The organism is Kribbella sp. NPDC050241, from assembly GCF_044459685.1.
In the GTDB taxonomy this organism is placed as follows: Bacteria; Actinomycetota; Actinomycetes; order Propionibacteriales; family Kribbellaceae; genus Kribbella.
Genome location: NZ_JBITJE010000002.1, coordinates 1,234,679 through 1,248,696 on the forward strand (window position 1 = coordinate 1,234,679; position 14,018 = coordinate 1,248,696).

The window sequence follows — 14,018 nt, forward strand, 5'->3', positions numbered from 1 at the left end:
CGGCTTCAGAGCAGTCCGGCGAACGGGTCGTCGAGGTCGTTCCAGTCCAGGCTGGCGAGTTCGGACTCGGTCAGCAGGCACGCGTCGAGGATCGACTGCAGCCGCGCCGGATCCAGACCCATGCCGGTCGCAACCACTGTGCATTCGGCCAGGTGCTCGGTGTCCGACCACTCGCCGAGCATGCCGAGCGACGCGCTGTACCCGGCGGACTCCCAGCGGACGCGCTGTGTCGGCCGGTTCGCCAGCCAGACCACGCCGCGGCTGCGGACGACGCCGTCCACGATGTCCTCGAGAGCGTCGTTCAACCGTGACGGATGCATCGGCCGCGTGGACCGCCAGAGCACGGTCGTCACGCCGTCGCCACTCGGCTGGACCCGATCGGACGACGCCAGCTCACCGGCCCACGCCTCGGCGGCGGCGAACTCGAACAACCCGGTCCGCGCCACCGGCCCTTCCGGTACGCCGGCCGGGTCCGCCGCGACGACTGTGGTCCGCGGGTTCAGGTGCAGCAGCAGGTTGTGCAGTCGATCCGGCGCTGCGTTGCGATGCAGGTTGGCGAGTACGCAGACGTCGGCGTACTCGATCTGCCGCGCGGTGAGCTCGGCGACGTTGCGGCGGTCCGGCGGCCCGAGTGCGAGACCGCGCTCATCGAGGAGCTCGTCACCGGACAGTTGCTCGACCAGCAGTACGGCGTCCACCACGCAGGTGATCGTGTCGACGACGATCTCCGGCAATGCCGCGACCAGCGAACCCGCGAGCGGCCGTGCCTCCATCGCCGGAGGCGCCGCCAGTACGACGTGATCCCAGTGCTGCCGCGAGACCAGGGCCTCGAGCAACGGCAGCAGCGACTCGATCAGCTCACACGCCCCACAGTCGTCGCCCACGGTGAACTCGCCGGTGTCGATCGGCCCGGACGCGTCCAGCGCGCGCCAGGACAGCACGCCCCGCCCGGGCAGTTCGTCCTGGTCCACGACCACGGCCACGCTGGTGGTGTCCAGCATCGCGTCCAGCACAGGTTCCCGCAGTGTCGTGGAAAGCCCGACCAGCAGGGACAACGGCGTCTTCGAATGGGCGGTCATCTTCCGAGTATATGAAAACGATTTTCATCAGTCCAGACCGGGAGTCGTGCGGCTTTCCCGTCACCACGGGAAATTCCCAGCCCTGCCGCGTTTTCGCGGGCACAAGGTGGGGCCGGTGGTTCTCGGGGTCTGGTAGGTGTTGGGCATGGCGATCGAGATCGGGCGGTTCGAGGGTGAGTGGGGCGAGCTCCTGGAGCTCATTGACGTGGCGTTCTCGGCGCCGTGGAGTGAGGCGCAACTCGAGGCGGAGCGGCAGGTCTGGGAACCGGACCGGAGCATCGTCGCGGTCGACGAGAAGCAACTGGTCGGGCACACCGCGGCGTTCTCACACCGGATGACTGTGCCGGGCGCACAGGTGCCGATGGCCGGGGTGACCATGGTCGGGGTCCGCGCGACCCACCGCCGGCGTGGCATTCTGCGCGACCTGATGCGGGCCCAGCTGAACGAGATCCATGAGGCCGGGACCGAGCCGCTCGCTGGGCTGACCGCGAGCGAAGCGGTGATCTACGGCCGGTTCGGGTACGGCCTCGCCAGCGACCACCAGGAGATCGTCGTACCGAAGCCCGCTCGCGAACTGCGGCCGGTCGCCGGCATCGACGACGTACGGATCAGGTACGTCGGCGTGCGCGAGACACTGGCCGAGACCGCGGCGCTGCGCAACAAGCTGGCGACCGAGCGGGTCGGCATGTTCGAGCACAACGACCGGTGGCAGGAGATCGTTGTCAGCGACAACGTGATGGTCGACCCGTCCAACGCCTCCGCGCTGCGCTGCGTGCTGGCCGAGCGGGACGGTGAGCTGACCGGGTTCGCGCACTACCGGACCAAGCGCGCCGACAAGGGGTTCGTCGAGGTACGGCGCGTGCATGCCGTGGACCTCGCGTCGCATGCGGCGCTCTGGCGCTACCTGCTGGAGCCCGACCTGCTGAGCGAGACGCGGTACGAGGCACTGCCGTCGGACGACCCGCTGCTGGACCTGCTGGTCGACCAGCGGGCGCCGTCGCCGATCACCCGCGACGGTCTCTGGCTGCGGTTCGTCGATCTCGCGCCTGCGCTTGCGGCCCGGACGTACGCCCGCGACATCGACGTCGTCCTCGAGGTGACCGACGGGTTCCTTCCGTGGAACGCCGGCAAGTGGCACCTCGCCGGTGGTCCGGCCGGGGCGACCTGCGAGTCGACGACTCGGCCGGCCGATCTCACCGTCGACGTGCGCGATCTGGCCTCGGTGTACCTCGGCAAGCCGTCGTTCGTCCGGCTCGGTGCGTCCGGACTGGCGCAGGAGCACACGGCCGGTGCGCTCCAGGCCGCGGCGCAAGCGTTTTCCACGAGCCGGCTTCCGTGGCTCGATACGGGCTTCTGATCGGTTAGCCTTCCTGGATGCACACCCACCGTCGGGGCGCGTGGACGCTGGCTGTCGTGCTGATCCTGGGGGTCACCGCGGCCGGATTCGTGGTGCTCGCCTCGGCCGGCGGTTCGGTGCGACCGATCAGCGAGAGCACGCTGCGATCCTCGCCGCGGCCGTTGCCGACGCTGACCCCCAGCGCGCCGGAGGAGACGCCCGCTCCGGCGCTCCCGCCGGAGCGCAAGGACCGGGGCAACCGGCCGATGCCCGACTGGCTGAAGGCCTTGTGGCAGGCGCTGATCTACCTGGTGATCGCGACCGTCGTACTCCTCCTCGGCCGGTTGCTCTACCGGATCCTCCGCAAGGTCGAGCTGCCGCAAGCCGAGACCGCGGACGCGGACTGGGAGCGGATGAAGGCCGACCGGCTGGCCGAGGCGGTCGACACCGGCCTCGCGCGCATCGACACCGGTACGGCGACCGATGCGGTGATCGCTTGCTGGGTCGCACTGGAGGAAGCGGCCGCGTCCGCGGGATTGGCGCGGGACCAGTCGGAGACACCGGCCGAGTTCACTGTCCGGGTGCTGGGCGTCGGCGGCATCTCGGAGCCGCAGCTGAACCGCCTCGGTGAGCTGTACCGCGAGGCCCGCTACTCGACGCACGGGTCGACCGAAGAGGCCAGGGCCGAGGCGCGGGCGGCGTTGCTGCGCCTGCGTGACGAGCTGGCCGCCGTTCGATCCGCGCGTGCCGCGAAGCAGGAGGCGGGCGAGGTGGTGCCCGGATGACGTCGTACCGCTGGACTCCCTTGGACGAGAGCGCGCCACGGAACAGTGACCAAGGTGGTGGGCAGAAACGGCGTCTTCGGTCGATGCGGCTGGACAAGGCGCTGGTGCAGCACGTCGGGTTCACCGTGCTGGCGAGTCTGCTGCTGATCGGTGCGTTCGGTGCGGCCGGGATGGCGCCGCGGCCGCTGTGGTTCGTGGCGATGGCGCTGGCCATCGGCTTCGGATCGCTGGCGCTGCGGCTGATCGCTCCGCAGCTGCTGGAGACCAACTGGCCCGCGCGGCAGGACGAGAAGCTGGCCGCGCTACGGACCCGGAACACGGACAACAGGACCCAGTTCGTCGCGACCTGGCTGCAGGAGTCGAGCCGCGAACGCCGGGCCGGCGAGGGATCGCAGACGTTCGCCCGCCGGATCCGGCCGCTGCTGCTCGAGCTGACCACCGACCGGCTGGTGCACCGGCACGGCGTCGACCCCGCACGGGAGCCGGACCGCGCCCGCGCGATCACCGGTGAACGGCTGTGGGCCCTGGTCACGGCAGACGACAAGCGCACCGCGTCCCTCGACGAGATCGAGGACGCGATCCAGACCATCGAGAACCTGTGAGGAACTGTGACTGATCGCGAGCTGAAGCTCGGTGAGGTGTCCGACCTGAGCCGCCAGGTGCTGGACCGGGTGAGCCAGGCAGTGGTCGGCAAGGCCGAGGCGCTCGAGCTCGTGCTCGCGGGCATCCTGGCCGGTGGGCACGTCCTGCTGGAGGACTACCCGGGGCTGGCCAAGACACTGGCGGCGCGGTCGTTCGCGCAGGCGCTCGGGCTGGAGTTCCGGCGGGTGCAGTTCACTCCGGACCTGTTGCCGTCGGACGTCACCGGTGCGTTCGTGTACGACCAGAAGGAGTCCGAGTTCGTCTTCCGGCCCGGCCCGATCTTCACCGGGTTGCTGCTCGCCGACGAGATCAACCGGACCCCGCCGAAGACGCAGGCCGCGCTGCTGGAGTCGATGCAGGAACACCAGGTCACCGTCGAGGGCCAGACCTTCCCGCTGCCCACCCCGTTCCACGTCCTCGCGACAGCGAACCCGGTCGAGTACGAAGGCACCTACCCGCTGCCCGAGGCACAGCTCGACCGCTTCATGCTGCGGATCGGCTTCGGCTACCCGAGCGCCGCGGAGGAGTGGGAGGTACTGCGGCGCCGGATGAGCCGCCGTACGGAGGACCAGACCGTCGAGGCGGTCACCGACGCGGTCGGACTGCACGCTGCGCAGCGTGCGATCGAGACCGTCACCGTTGACGACACCGTCGGGCAGTACTGCGTCGACCTGGCCGCTGCCACCCGGCGCGACTCCCAGGTCCTCATCGGTGCCTCGCCGCGTGGCTCTCTCGCGCTGCTGCTGACGGCTCGGTCGTACGCCGTGATCCAGGGCCGCGACTACGTCGTACCGGAGGATGTGAAGGCGGTCGCGGTGCCGGCGCTTGCGCACCGGATCACGGTTCGTCCGGAGCTCTGGCTGCACGAGGTGACCGGCGCGACGGTGGTCCGCACGGTGCTGGGCTCGGTCGCGACCCCGCCCACCGTGGTCGGCGGGCCCCAGGACACATCTCAGGGCGCGTCCCAGAGCGCGTCGCAGTGATCGGAGCGCTCCGATGAGATGGAAGCCCACGCACGCGCAGATCCGCGCGGTCAGCGTGGCTGCGGTGTTGCTGGTGCTCGCAGTGCTGGCACGACGGCCCGATGCGGCCGTGCTGGGTTTGCCGCTGGCGTTCGTCGCGGTCTGGGGCCGGTACTTCCGTCCGCGGGAGCGCCCCGAGGTGCGCACTGAGCTCGACACGGACGTGCTGTTCGAAGGCCAGGCGACGACGTACCGGTTGGAGGTGGCCGGGACGATCGATCCGGACATCGACTTGATCGTTGCCGCGCTGCCGCGGTCGCAGTGGTTCCAGTACGACCCGGCGCAGGCCGCGATCGCCGAGCCGGTGTCCGAAGGCGCCGTGACCCTCGAGGTCGGGCTGCGGTCCAAGCGGTGGGGGATCCGTGCGCTGGAGCGGCCGACTGTCGTCGCGACGTCGGTGCTGGGTGCGTACCGGGTGCCGGTGGTGTCCGCCCGCGCGATGTCCGTGACCACATTGCCGTTGCGCGAGGGCTTCGAAGCGGTCGACGCCATGCCACGGCCGGCCGGGCTGGTCGGGCTGCACCGGTCGCGGCGGCCGGGTGAAGGAACCGAGTTGGCGGGCGTCCGTCCGTTCCGCACCGGTGACCGGCTCCGCCGGATCAACTGGTCGGTCTCGGCGCGGACCCGCGAGCTGCACGTGACGTCGACCTGGTCGGACCGCGACACCGAGGTCGTGATCCTGCTCGACACCGGTGGCGAGATCGGCGTCAGCGAAGGGATCGACGGGCGGTCCAGCAGCCTGGACACCGGAGTCCGTGCCGCGGCTTCGATCGCCGAGCACTACCTGCGGCACGGAGACCGGGTCCGGTTGATCGACACCGGGAACACGGTCCGCGGCGTCAGGTCCGGCAGCGGCCGCGGTCACCTGCGCCGGATCCTGGACGCGCTGACCCACGCCGACCGCCAGGGCCGCCAGCAGGACGAACAGCAGTTGGCCCGGCGGCACCGGATCAGGTCCGACAGCCTCGTACTGGTGCTCAGCCCGCTGCTCCGGCAGACAGTGCTCGGGTACGTCGTGACGCTGGTGCACTCGGGATGCACGGTGATCGCCGTGGACACGCTGCCACCGGACGTCGCCTCGGTGATCGACCTCGAGGAGCACGACGCGCGGACGTGGCCGCTGGCCTGGCGACTGCGGTTGCTGGAACGCCGGCGCGAGCTCGACCGGCTCGGCGATCTCGGCGTACCGACTGTGCCGTGGCATGGTGCGGGAACGCTGGACGAAGTACTGCGGGATGCCTCGCGACTCGCGGCGGCGCCGAGGATGCGGTCATGACCGCCGCCGAGAGGATCAGCCTGTGGCTGGTGCAGCTGCGGGCGGCCGGGGAGGCGGCATTCCTCGCCCGGTTGGCGATCGCTGTCGCGGGCGGCGTCGCGCTGCTGATCTCCTGGCTGCAGCCGTGGGATCAGCTGGACCTGATCCCGCTGATCGCGATTCCGATGCTGGTGGCAACCGTCGTCCTGCCGGACTCGCTGGCCGGGCTGGTCTTCATCATCGTGGTCGCCCTCGGGTGGGTCTTCCGTGCGCCGAGCGAGGTGAACTGGGGCCTGGTCGTGACCGGAATCGCCTTGCTGGTGGTGCATCTGGCCACCGCGTTCACCGCGCAGATCCCGTCGTACGCGCGGGTGCACCGGGATTCGCTCCGGCGCTGGTTGTTGCCGGGGGCAATCGCCGTGCTGATCGGGCCGGTGGTCGCGGTGGCGGTCGCGGTAGTGCGTGGGGCGGACGTGCGTGGGTCGTTGGTGGTGACCGTGGGTGCGCTGGTGCTGTCGACGGTGGCGATCTGGTTCGCCTCCGGGGAGAAGCTCGGGCGGGACTGACTACTTCGCGTCGCCCAGGGTCGACGTGAGCTCCTCGGCCCAGGGCAGGCTCGCCGCGTCGGGACCGATCACCTGCATCGCCGACATGACCGTCAGCAGCATGCCGGTGGCGAGGAACTCGCGGGCCTCGGTCGGTGACGCGCCGGTGAGCTCGCGGACGAGGCTGTAGATGCGGCCGAAGCGCTCGCGGACAGCGTCGCCGATGGCCGGGTCGCGGCTGGCCGAGAAGCCGTGCAGCAGGACGAGGAGCAGCTCGGGCTCAGCCAGGAGCCGTTCGTAGTTGTGACCCAGGGTGCGCAGTTCGGGTGATTCCTCGGCCGCCTCGCGGAAGATCTGCTCGATCCGGTCACAGACCGACTGGACGGCGGCCAGGAACAGCTGCTGCTTGGTGCCGAACAGGCGGATCACGTAGGGCTGCGAGACGCCGGCCAGCCGGGCGATCTCGTCCGTCTTGGTGCCCTCGTACCCGGACGCGCCGAACGCCTGCACAGCCGCCTCCAGCACCTCCACACCCCGCTCAGCCGCAGTCAGTCGCACCTTGGCGCCCATCGTTCTCCTCCCGGATGGTTGACACCTCCTCCCACTCCCGGCGCCGAAGGCGCCGTTCGTCTTTTCGTCGCCAGAGGCGACGAGCTGGGAGATACTGCTTGACATGTTATCAGTCAATGCATACTTTAGTTGTTATCAGTGAATTACAACTAGGAGACCGAGATGACGTCGACCGCTCTCGATGAGCTGGGATCCACGCTGGAACCTCCCGCGCAGCGGGCTCGCCGCGCCGGGCTGGGCGCCGTACTCGCCGCGGTGGGGATCCCGACCTTCATGGTCACGCTGGACAACCTGGTCGTGACGAACGCGCTGCCCGTGATCAAGGCGGAACTCGGCGCGTCGCTGTCCGACCTGCAGTGGTTCGTGAACGCCTACACGCTGTCCTTCGCGGCGCTGCTGCTGACGGCCGCCGCGATCGGCGACCGCCTCGGGCGCCGGCGGATCTTCCTCGCCGGGATCGCCCTCTTCACGGTCGCCTCGGCGGCCTGTGCGCTGGCCACCGAGCCGTGGATGCTGATCGGTGCCCGTTCGATTCAGGGTGTCGGCGCGGCCGCGGTGATGCCGCTGTCGCTCACGCTGCTGGCAGGCGCCGTACCGGAGCGGTTGCGGAGTGCTGCGATCGGCATCTGGGGCGGCATCTCCGGCCTGGGCGTCGCAGTCGGTCCGGTCGTCGGTGGAGCCGTCGTCGACGGTCTGAACTGGCAGTGGATCTTCTGGCTGAATGTGCCGGTCGGCGTGGTCGCAGTGGTGCTGGCCGCGCGCGTCCTGACCGAGTCCAGGGGTACGGCGAAGCGGCTCGACCTGCTCGGCTTGGTCCTGGCCGCTGCCGGCGTACTCGCCATCGTCTGGGGCGTTGTGCACGGGGCTGACGACGGCTGGACCTCTGTCGGTGTGCTGGGCTCGCTGATCGCCGGTGTGGCGTTGCTGGCCGCGTTCGTCGGATGGGAGCGGCGGACCACGTCGCCGATGCTGCCCCTGAGGTTGTTCTCGGTACGGGCGTTCAGCGTCATCAACATCACGTCGTTCACGTTCTCGGTCGGCGTGTTCGGGTCGGTGTTCCTGCTGGCGCAGTTCTTCCAGGTCGTGCAGGGCTACAGCCCACTGGAGTCCGGCGTACGAACGATGCCGTGGACGATGGCGCCGATGGTCGTCGCGCCGATCGCCGGTCTGATCGTGGACCGGGTCGGGGCACGCACGTTGATCGCGTCGGGGCAGGTGTTCCTGGCGGTGGCGCTCGGCTGGCTCGCTCTGATCACTACCGCGTCGACGCAGTACAGCGAGATGGTGCTGCCGTTCATCCTGGCCGGTGTTGGGATGGGACTGACCTTCGCACCGTCCGCGAGCGTCGTGATGGCGAGCGCGTCCGATGCCGACCGCGGTGTGGCTTCGGGGACGAACAACACTATTCGTGAGGTCGGTGTCGCGATGGGCGTGGCCGTGCTGGCCTCCGTGTTCGCCTCGGCCGGCTCCTACGAGTCGCCGATCCGGTACGCCGACGGCCTGGTCCCGGCAGTCTGGACCGGAGCCGCGGTCGTCGCAGTCGGAGCGGTCGTCGCGCTCTTGCTACCGGGCCGCAAGCGCTCCGCTTAAAGTGTCTGCGTGCTGGACGCTGACGACGTACGACGGATTGCGCTGTCCTTCCCGGAGACGGTGGAGAAGCAGCGATGGGGGCACCCGACGTTCGACGTCGCGGGGCGGATGTTCGTGACGGTGCCGGACGACCAGACCTCGTTCGCGGTCCGGTGTCCCCGGCTGGAGCGGGAAGAGCTGATCGCGGCGGAACCCGGGAAGTTCTGGGTTCCGCCGCACGAGGCGGGTTCGAACTGGGTTCGGGCCCGCCTCGACGCGCTCGAGGACGCCGGCGAACTGCACGACATCCTGATCGACTCCTGGCGACAGGTCGCGCCGCCCGGGTTGACCGTCAGCTGACGTTGGCCGCCGAGGCCGAGAACGTGTTGCAGGTGGCCGGGTTGCCGGTGCGGAACGACCTGCCCATGAAGCGCGCCTGGCTGGCCTTGCTGCCGTGGTCGCCCTGCTCCGGCGGGTCGCCGGCGGTGACGACGTACTTGTTCCAGACGCTGAGCATCAGGCCGTTGATCGGGTAGCTGCGCTTGTTCACGGCCAGGAAGACTCCGGCGAAACAGTTCGCCTGCAGCTCCATCCGGCGCGTCATCCGCATCTGGCTCGCGGTGTCCGGAGCGTCGTACCGCATCCGGCTGGCGGCCTGCAGGATCCCGGTCTCGTTCTGGACGCTGTGGCCGTACTCGTGGGCGATCGACCGGGTGTACCACATTCGCGCGTAGGCCTTCGCCTCCGGATCGGAGTACTCGTTGTACGCCTTCACGAAGACATCGACCTTCATGTACATCATGTGGTTCGCCGAGCAGTAGAACGGCACGTTGACCGCGCCGCCGGAGCACGGGTTCGACACGCTCGTGCCGGACCAGTAGACCATCTGCGGAGCCCGGAACGTGTAGCCCGCCTCGGCCACCAGAGGCGCCCAGGACTTGTCCAGGCACGGCTTGATCGCGGCCCAGTACGCCGCCGCGTTGCGGGCGGTGTTCGGCCGGACGCTCGGCTCCTTGCAGCTCACGGGCGCCATCTGGCCGACCGTGTACAGCTTGTTCTTGGCAACGATCGTCGCGTCGGACTGTCCGTTCGGCTGCGTCGTCGTACTCGACGTCGGTTCCTCGGTGGGCTGCTCGGTCGGCTCGGACGTCGGCCCGGTCGGCGCGGGCGTGTGGCGGCCGGAGCTCACCGGAGGCGTGTAGTTGTTGTCGGTGTTCTTCTTGATCGTGCCGAAGATCCACGCGCCGGCGACGGCCAGCACCACCAGGCTCAGTACCAGGAACGCCGGGCCCTTCGACTTCTTCCGCGGCGGCGGTCCGACGTTGGGTCCCCATCCGAATCCCTGCTGCGGCGCCACGTGCACCGGCGGGTAGAGCTGCCCGTACTGCGGCTGCCCGTACTGGGGTTGTCCGTACTGGGGCTGTCCGTACTGAGGTGTTCCGTACTGCGGCTGCCCGCCGTACTGGCCGGGTGGCGGTCCGTAAGGTCCTGGCTGCGGCGGTGGACCGGGCTGCTGCTGGTACGGCGGATTCTGGCCAGGTGGCCCGCCGAACGGTGTCTGGCTCAACCCCGTTCCTTTCGCTGGAGAGCCATGGATAGCGGTCGCCACAGTACCGGGAATATCAGGTCAGCTCCGAGCTCAGCTGCGGGTAGGGTCGGCCAGGTGAGCGAAGCCACCACACCGGACAGCCCGATCGACCAGCTCTCCGAGCGGTACCTGGAGCAGTACGTCGTCCTGCAGCCGATCTCCGCGACCTACCTGGGCATCACCGGTCACGACCACGAGTTGCCGGACTACACGCCGTCCGGTTTCGAGGCGCTGACCGAGCTGACGCAGCGGACCGTCGTCGAGGCCGGGGCCACCGCGACCAGCAGCCCGCGCGAGGAGGTCGCCAAGGACGCGTTCCTCGAGCGACTCGGGCTGGAGCTGGAGCGGTACCAGGCCGGCGTCCCGCAGCACCAGCTGAACGCGATCGCCTCGGTCCCGTCCGAGATCCGCTCGGTGTTCGACCTGATGCCGACCGCGACCGAGCAGGACTGGGAGACCGTCGCGATCCGGCTCAACCAGGTCGGTACGGCGCTCGACGGGTACCGCGAGACGTTGCTGGAGCAGGCCGGGCTCGGACGTGTGTCGGCGCTGCGTCAGGTGAACGACCTGGCCGCCCGGATCGCCAGCTGGACCGGTGCCGAAGGCGACGACTTCTTCGCCGGGCTGGCCGCGCAGGCACCCGATGGCGCGGTCAAGTCGCAGGTCGACGCCGCGGCCGCCTCGGCGCGGAAGGCGTACGAGCAGTTCGGGGCCTGGCTGACCGCGGAGATCGCGCCGCGTGCACCGCAGCGCGACGCCTGCGGCCGGGAGGTGTACGAGCTGGCCTCGCGCAGCTTCCTCGGCGCCGCGATCGACTTCGAGGAGACGTACGCCTGGGGCTGGGAGGAACTCGCCCGGATCGAGGCGGACATGCAGGCGATCGCGGCCGGCCTGAACGGCGGCGACCGCGGCATCGAGGCTGCGGCGGCGGTGCTGGACAACGACCCGGGCCGCAAGATCCACGGCAAGGAAGCGTTCCGCGACTGGATGCAGGAGATGTCCGACGCGGCCGTGGCCGAGCTGGGCGCGACTCACTTCGACATCCCGTCCGAGATCCGCACGCTCGAGTGCATGATCGCACCGACCTCGGACGGCTCGATCTACTACACGCAGCCGAGCGAGGACCTGACCACCCGGCCGGGCCGGATGTGGTGGGCAGTGCCGAGCGGCATCGAGGACTTCGCGACCTGGCGCGAGGTCACCACGGTCTACCACGAGGGCGTGCCCGGGCATCACCTCCAGTGCGCGCAGACCATGCTGCGCACCGACCTGCTCAACCGGTGGCAGCGGCTCGACTGCTGGGTCTCCGGCCACGGTGAAGGCTGGGCCCTGTACGCCGAACGCCTGATGGAGGAACTGGGTTACCTCGAGGACCCGGGTGCCCGCTTCGGGATGCTGGACGCGCAGGGCTTCCGCGCGGCCCGCGTGATCGTTGACATCGGCATGCACCTGGAGCTGGAGATCCCGCGCGACAACCCGTTCGGCTGGCGGCCGGGTGAGCGGTGGAACGCCGAGCTCGGGTTCGAGTTCCTCCGGGCGCACTGCCGGATGGAGAGCGAGTTCCTGCGGGCCGAGTTGAACCGCTACCTCGGCTGGCCGGGACAGGCGCCGTCGTACAAGGTGGGCGAGCGGATCTGGCTGCAGGCGCGGGAGGAGGCCAAGCAGCGTAAGGGTGCCGCGTTCGACCTGCGGGCGTTCCACTCCGACGCGCTGAACCTGGGCTCGATCGGACTGGACCCGCTGCGCCGGGCCCTCGCCAAGCTGTGAGCGACCCAGCTGTGAGCGACGCAGCTGTGAGCGACTCGGCTGTGGACGTGCGGTTCGTGCTCGCGTCGGCGTCGCCGGCGCGGCTGAAGACATTGCGTGGTGCCGGGGTCGAGCCGGAGGTGATCGTCTCCGGTGTCGACGAGGACAACATCACCGCGGAGAGCCCAGGTGAGCTGGCCCGGCTGCTGGCGACCCTGAAGGCACGAGCGGTCGTCGCAAGCCTCACCGAGCACGCGACCGTGCTCGGGTGCGACTCGGTACTGGAGCTGGACGCTGTCGCCTACGGCAAGCCCGGTACGCCGGACGTCGCGCGGGAACGACTGCGGTCGATGCGCGGGCGGAGCGGCGTACTGCACACCGGGCACTGCCTGATCGACACGAACTCCAAGCAGGAACTGCGGGAGCTGGAGTCGACCGAGGTGTTCTTCGCCGACCTGACCGACGACGAGATCGACGCGTACGTCGCCACCGGTGAACCGCTGGTGGTCGCGGGGTCGTTCACGGTCGACGGTCTCGGCGGCCCATTCGTCACCGGCATCCACGGCGATTACCACAACGTTGTCGGTGTCTCCCTCCCGTTGCTCCGCCGCATGCTCGCCGAGGTGGGCATCCCCTGGCCGGCCCTCTGGCGATCCACCACCCCCTTCGCCTACGACGAATCCGAAGCAGGCCGCTACGACGACACCCGCGGCGGCGTCGAACGCGCCAAGGCGGCGGCCCTCGCGGTCCACTCGCTCCTGCCGGAGGGCGGGAGAGTGCTGGAACTGGCTGTAGGTACTGGGATCGTGGGCGCGGAGCTTGTTGCTCTGGGCAACTTGGTGCACGGCGTCGACCTGTCGAGCGCGATGCTTCGGCGGGCGCGGGTCCGGTTGCCTGGGCATGTTGCCGCGGCCGACGCAGCCAAGCTTCCGATCGCCGACCGGCGGTGTGACGCGGTGGTCGCCGTCTGGTTCTTGCATCTGCTGGAGGACAGCGACGCCGTACTGGCCGAGGTAGCGCGAGTCCTGCGCCCGGACGGTGTCTTCGTCACCACGACCGACAAGTCCGACGCCGGCCGCTACGCCGACGGCCGAGGTCTCAACGACACCCGCGCCCAGGACGCCATCACCCACCTCGTCGCCCGAGCAGCCCACCACGGCCTCGCCTTGGACGGCGCCACCACCTTCCCCGGCCCACCCCGCAACACCGACCAGACCCCCATCTACCCCCTGATCCGCTTCCGACGTACCTAAGCGGTCAGGCCGGCTTTTGCGTCGAGTTCTTGGAGTAGGTCGTGGGCGGCCAGCTCGACTGCCTTGTGGCGCCATTCGGAGGCTCGGTAGACGCAGGCGATCAGCCCGGTCCGATGGATACGCCGGAAGTCGCCCATGACGAAGGCGTACCGAGCCTTGGTCTCGTCGCCCGCACCGTCGGTCAGCCCGAGGTGCCAGGCGGCGTACTCGTCCCAGCTGTGCTTGTCCAGGAAGGCGTTCTGGTCGTCCGCCCGAGGCTGGACCTCGCCCCAGTCACTGTCCAGCACGTACTGCCGCCCGTCGATCAGCTTCCGTGCGTACTCGACGGCTTCAGGGTTGACCTCGTATCTGGCCATGCCCTCAGTGTCACGGATGAGCGGACGCGCGCCAACGACCCGGGCCGGGGTGCAGCGGACGGCGGGCGTGCCGCCAGTACGTCGCCCAGTCCGACGCGCGGCCCGACGCCCGGTCCGGGTCAGCCGGTACGGCGGCCGCCGACAAGCGGGCCGTGACGACGGCGACCACGGCGGCGAGCTCCTCGGGCGTCGGATCACCCCTGACGACCTGCAGAATCGGCTCGCTGCTCATCGTCGTCCTCGCTTCGCTGCGGGCGCCGGTGAGCAAGGCT

Annotated in this window: 15 protein-coding genes; 10 read left to right on the forward strand and 5 right to left on the reverse strand. The window is 69.7% G+C overall.

The window, feature by feature from the left end; all coding sequences use genetic code 11:
• Positions 1–5 precede the first annotated feature (5 nt).
• Positions 6–1,079: a GTP-binding protein gene (locus ACIBG5_RS13835; protein ID WP_396391883.1), complete on the reverse strand. Its 1,074-nt coding sequence runs from the start codon at positions 1,077–1,079 to the stop codon at positions 6–8.
• 145 nt (positions 1,080–1,224) lie between these two features.
• Here ACIBG5_RS13835 and ACIBG5_RS13840 point away from each other — a divergent pair, with 145 nt between their 5' ends.
• From ACIBG5_RS13840 to ACIBG5_RS13865, 6 genes are read left to right on the forward strand one after another with little or no spacing between them, the layout of a single operon-like run.
• On the forward strand, positions 1,225–2,436 hold the full coding sequence (locus tag ACIBG5_RS13840; RefSeq protein WP_396391884.1) for a GNAT family N-acetyltransferase: 1,212 nt from the start codon (positions 1,225–1,227) through the stop codon (positions 2,434–2,436).
• Between the two features lie 17 nt (positions 2,437–2,453).
• Complete coding sequence (locus tag ACIBG5_RS13845) at positions 2,454–3,200, forward strand: DUF4129 domain-containing protein (protein WP_396391886.1); 747 nt, start codon at positions 2,454–2,456, stop codon at positions 3,198–3,200.
• On the forward strand, positions 3,197–3,802 hold the full coding sequence (locus ACIBG5_RS13850; RefSeq protein WP_396391887.1) for a hypothetical protein: 606 nt from the start codon (positions 3,197–3,199) through the stop codon (positions 3,800–3,802). The genes ACIBG5_RS13845 and ACIBG5_RS13850 overlap by 4 nt, the downstream gene beginning before the upstream one ends.
• Before the next feature lie 6 nt (positions 3,803–3,808).
• A complete protein-coding gene (locus ACIBG5_RS13855) occupies positions 3,809–4,825 on the forward strand; it encodes an AAA family ATPase (protein ID WP_396391888.1) in 1,017 nt (338 codons plus the stop codon).
• Between the two features lie 13 nt (positions 4,826–4,838).
• The gene (locus tag ACIBG5_RS13860) at positions 4,839–6,140 is read left to right on the forward strand and encodes a DUF58 domain-containing protein (RefSeq protein WP_360438514.1); all 1,302 of its coding nucleotides are present in this window, start codon (positions 4,839–4,841) and stop codon (positions 6,138–6,140) included.
• Entirely contained in the window at positions 6,137–6,685 is a 549-nt protein-coding gene (locus tag ACIBG5_RS13865; protein WP_396391889.1) for a hypothetical protein, read from the forward strand. The genes ACIBG5_RS13860 and ACIBG5_RS13865 overlap by 4 nt, the downstream gene beginning before the upstream one ends.
• Here the strand turns inward: ACIBG5_RS13865 and ACIBG5_RS13870 are convergent, their stop codons facing one another.
• On the reverse strand, positions 6,686–7,234 hold the full coding sequence (locus ACIBG5_RS13870; protein WP_396391890.1) for a TetR/AcrR family transcriptional regulator: 549 nt from the start codon (positions 7,232–7,234) through the stop codon (positions 6,686–6,688).
• A gap of 162 nt (positions 7,235–7,396) precedes the next feature.
• Between ACIBG5_RS13870 and ACIBG5_RS13875 the strand changes: the two genes are divergently transcribed.
• Together ACIBG5_RS13875 and ACIBG5_RS13880 are read left to right on the forward strand one after the other, a co-directional pair.
• On the forward strand, positions 7,397–8,824 hold the full coding sequence (locus ACIBG5_RS13875; RefSeq protein ID WP_396391891.1) for an MFS transporter: 1,428 nt from the start codon (positions 7,397–7,399) through the stop codon (positions 8,822–8,824).
• Between the two features lie 9 nt (positions 8,825–8,833).
• On the forward strand, positions 8,834–9,163 hold the full coding sequence (locus ACIBG5_RS13880) for an MmcQ/YjbR family DNA-binding protein (protein WP_393393313.1): 330 nt from the start codon (positions 8,834–8,836) through the stop codon (positions 9,161–9,163).
• On the opposite strand, the gene ACIBG5_RS13885 is transcribed toward ACIBG5_RS13880, so the two are convergent.
• Positions 9,156–10,370, reverse strand: coding sequence for a neutral zinc metallopeptidase (locus ACIBG5_RS13885; protein ID WP_396391892.1), 1,215 nt, complete (start codon positions 10,368–10,370; stop codon positions 9,156–9,158). The genes ACIBG5_RS13880 and ACIBG5_RS13885 overlap by 8 nt on opposite strands.
• A 96-nt stretch (positions 10,371–10,466) precedes the next feature.
• On the opposite strand from ACIBG5_RS13885, the gene ACIBG5_RS13890 reads away from it, so the two are divergent.
• Both ACIBG5_RS13890 and ACIBG5_RS13895 read left to right on the forward strand, forming a co-directional pair.
• Positions 10,467–12,158 carry a DUF885 domain-containing protein gene (locus ACIBG5_RS13890; RefSeq protein WP_396391893.1) on the forward strand — a complete coding sequence of 564 codons (1,692 nt, stop codon included), beginning with the start codon at positions 10,467–10,469 and terminating at the stop codon, positions 12,156–12,158.
• A gap of 11 nt (positions 12,159–12,169) precedes the next feature.
• Entirely contained in the window at positions 12,170–13,390 is a 1,221-nt protein-coding gene (locus tag ACIBG5_RS13895) for a Maf family nucleotide pyrophosphatase (RefSeq protein ID WP_396391894.1), read from the forward strand.
• On the opposite strand, the gene ACIBG5_RS13900 is transcribed toward ACIBG5_RS13895, so the two are convergent.
• Positions 13,387–13,746: a hypothetical protein gene (locus ACIBG5_RS13900; RefSeq protein ID WP_360438490.1), complete on the reverse strand. Its 360-nt coding sequence runs from the start codon at positions 13,744–13,746 to the stop codon at positions 13,387–13,389. The genes ACIBG5_RS13895 and ACIBG5_RS13900 overlap by 4 nt on opposite strands.
• Before the next feature lie 10 nt (positions 13,747–13,756).
• Entirely contained in the window at positions 13,757–13,978 is a 222-nt protein-coding gene (locus tag ACIBG5_RS13905) for an acyl-CoA carboxylase subunit epsilon (protein ID WP_396391895.1), read from the reverse strand.
• Positions 13,979–14,018 lie beyond the last annotated feature (40 nt).

Coding starts and splice junctions, on each gene's coding strand:
- ACIBG5_RS13900 (WP_360438490.1), bottom strand. CDS start 13,746: ATGGCCAGATACGAGGTCAACCCTGAAGCCGTCGAGTACGCACGGAAG.
- ACIBG5_RS13835 (WP_396391883.1), bottom strand. CDS start 1,079: ATGACCGCCCATTCGAAGACGCCGTTGTCCCTGCTGGTCGGGCTTTCC.
- ACIBG5_RS13865 (WP_396391889.1), top strand. CDS start 6,137: ATGACCGCCGCCGAGAGGATCAGCCTGTGGCTGGTGCAGCTGCGGGCG.
- ACIBG5_RS13850 (WP_396391887.1), top strand. CDS start 3,197: ATGACGTCGTACCGCTGGACTCCCTTGGACGAGAGCGCGCCACGGAAC.
- ACIBG5_RS13845 (WP_396391886.1), top strand. CDS start 2,454: ATGCACACCCACCGTCGGGGCGCGTGGACGCTGGCTGTCGTGCTGATC.
- ACIBG5_RS13875 (WP_396391891.1), top strand. CDS start 7,397: ATGACGTCGACCGCTCTCGATGAGCTGGGATCCACGCTGGAACCTCCC.
- ACIBG5_RS13860 (WP_360438514.1), top strand. CDS start 4,839: ATGAGATGGAAGCCCACGCACGCGCAGATCCGCGCGGTCAGCGTGGCT.
- ACIBG5_RS13870 (WP_396391890.1), bottom strand. CDS start 7,234: ATGGGCGCCAAGGTGCGACTGACTGCGGCTGAGCGGGGTGTGGAGGTG.
- ACIBG5_RS13840 (WP_396391884.1), top strand. CDS start 1,225: ATGGCGATCGAGATCGGGCGGTTCGAGGGTGAGTGGGGCGAGCTCCTG.
- ACIBG5_RS13905 (WP_396391895.1), bottom strand. CDS start 13,978: ATGAGCAGCGAGCCGATTCTGCAGGTCGTCAGGGGTGATCCGACGCCC.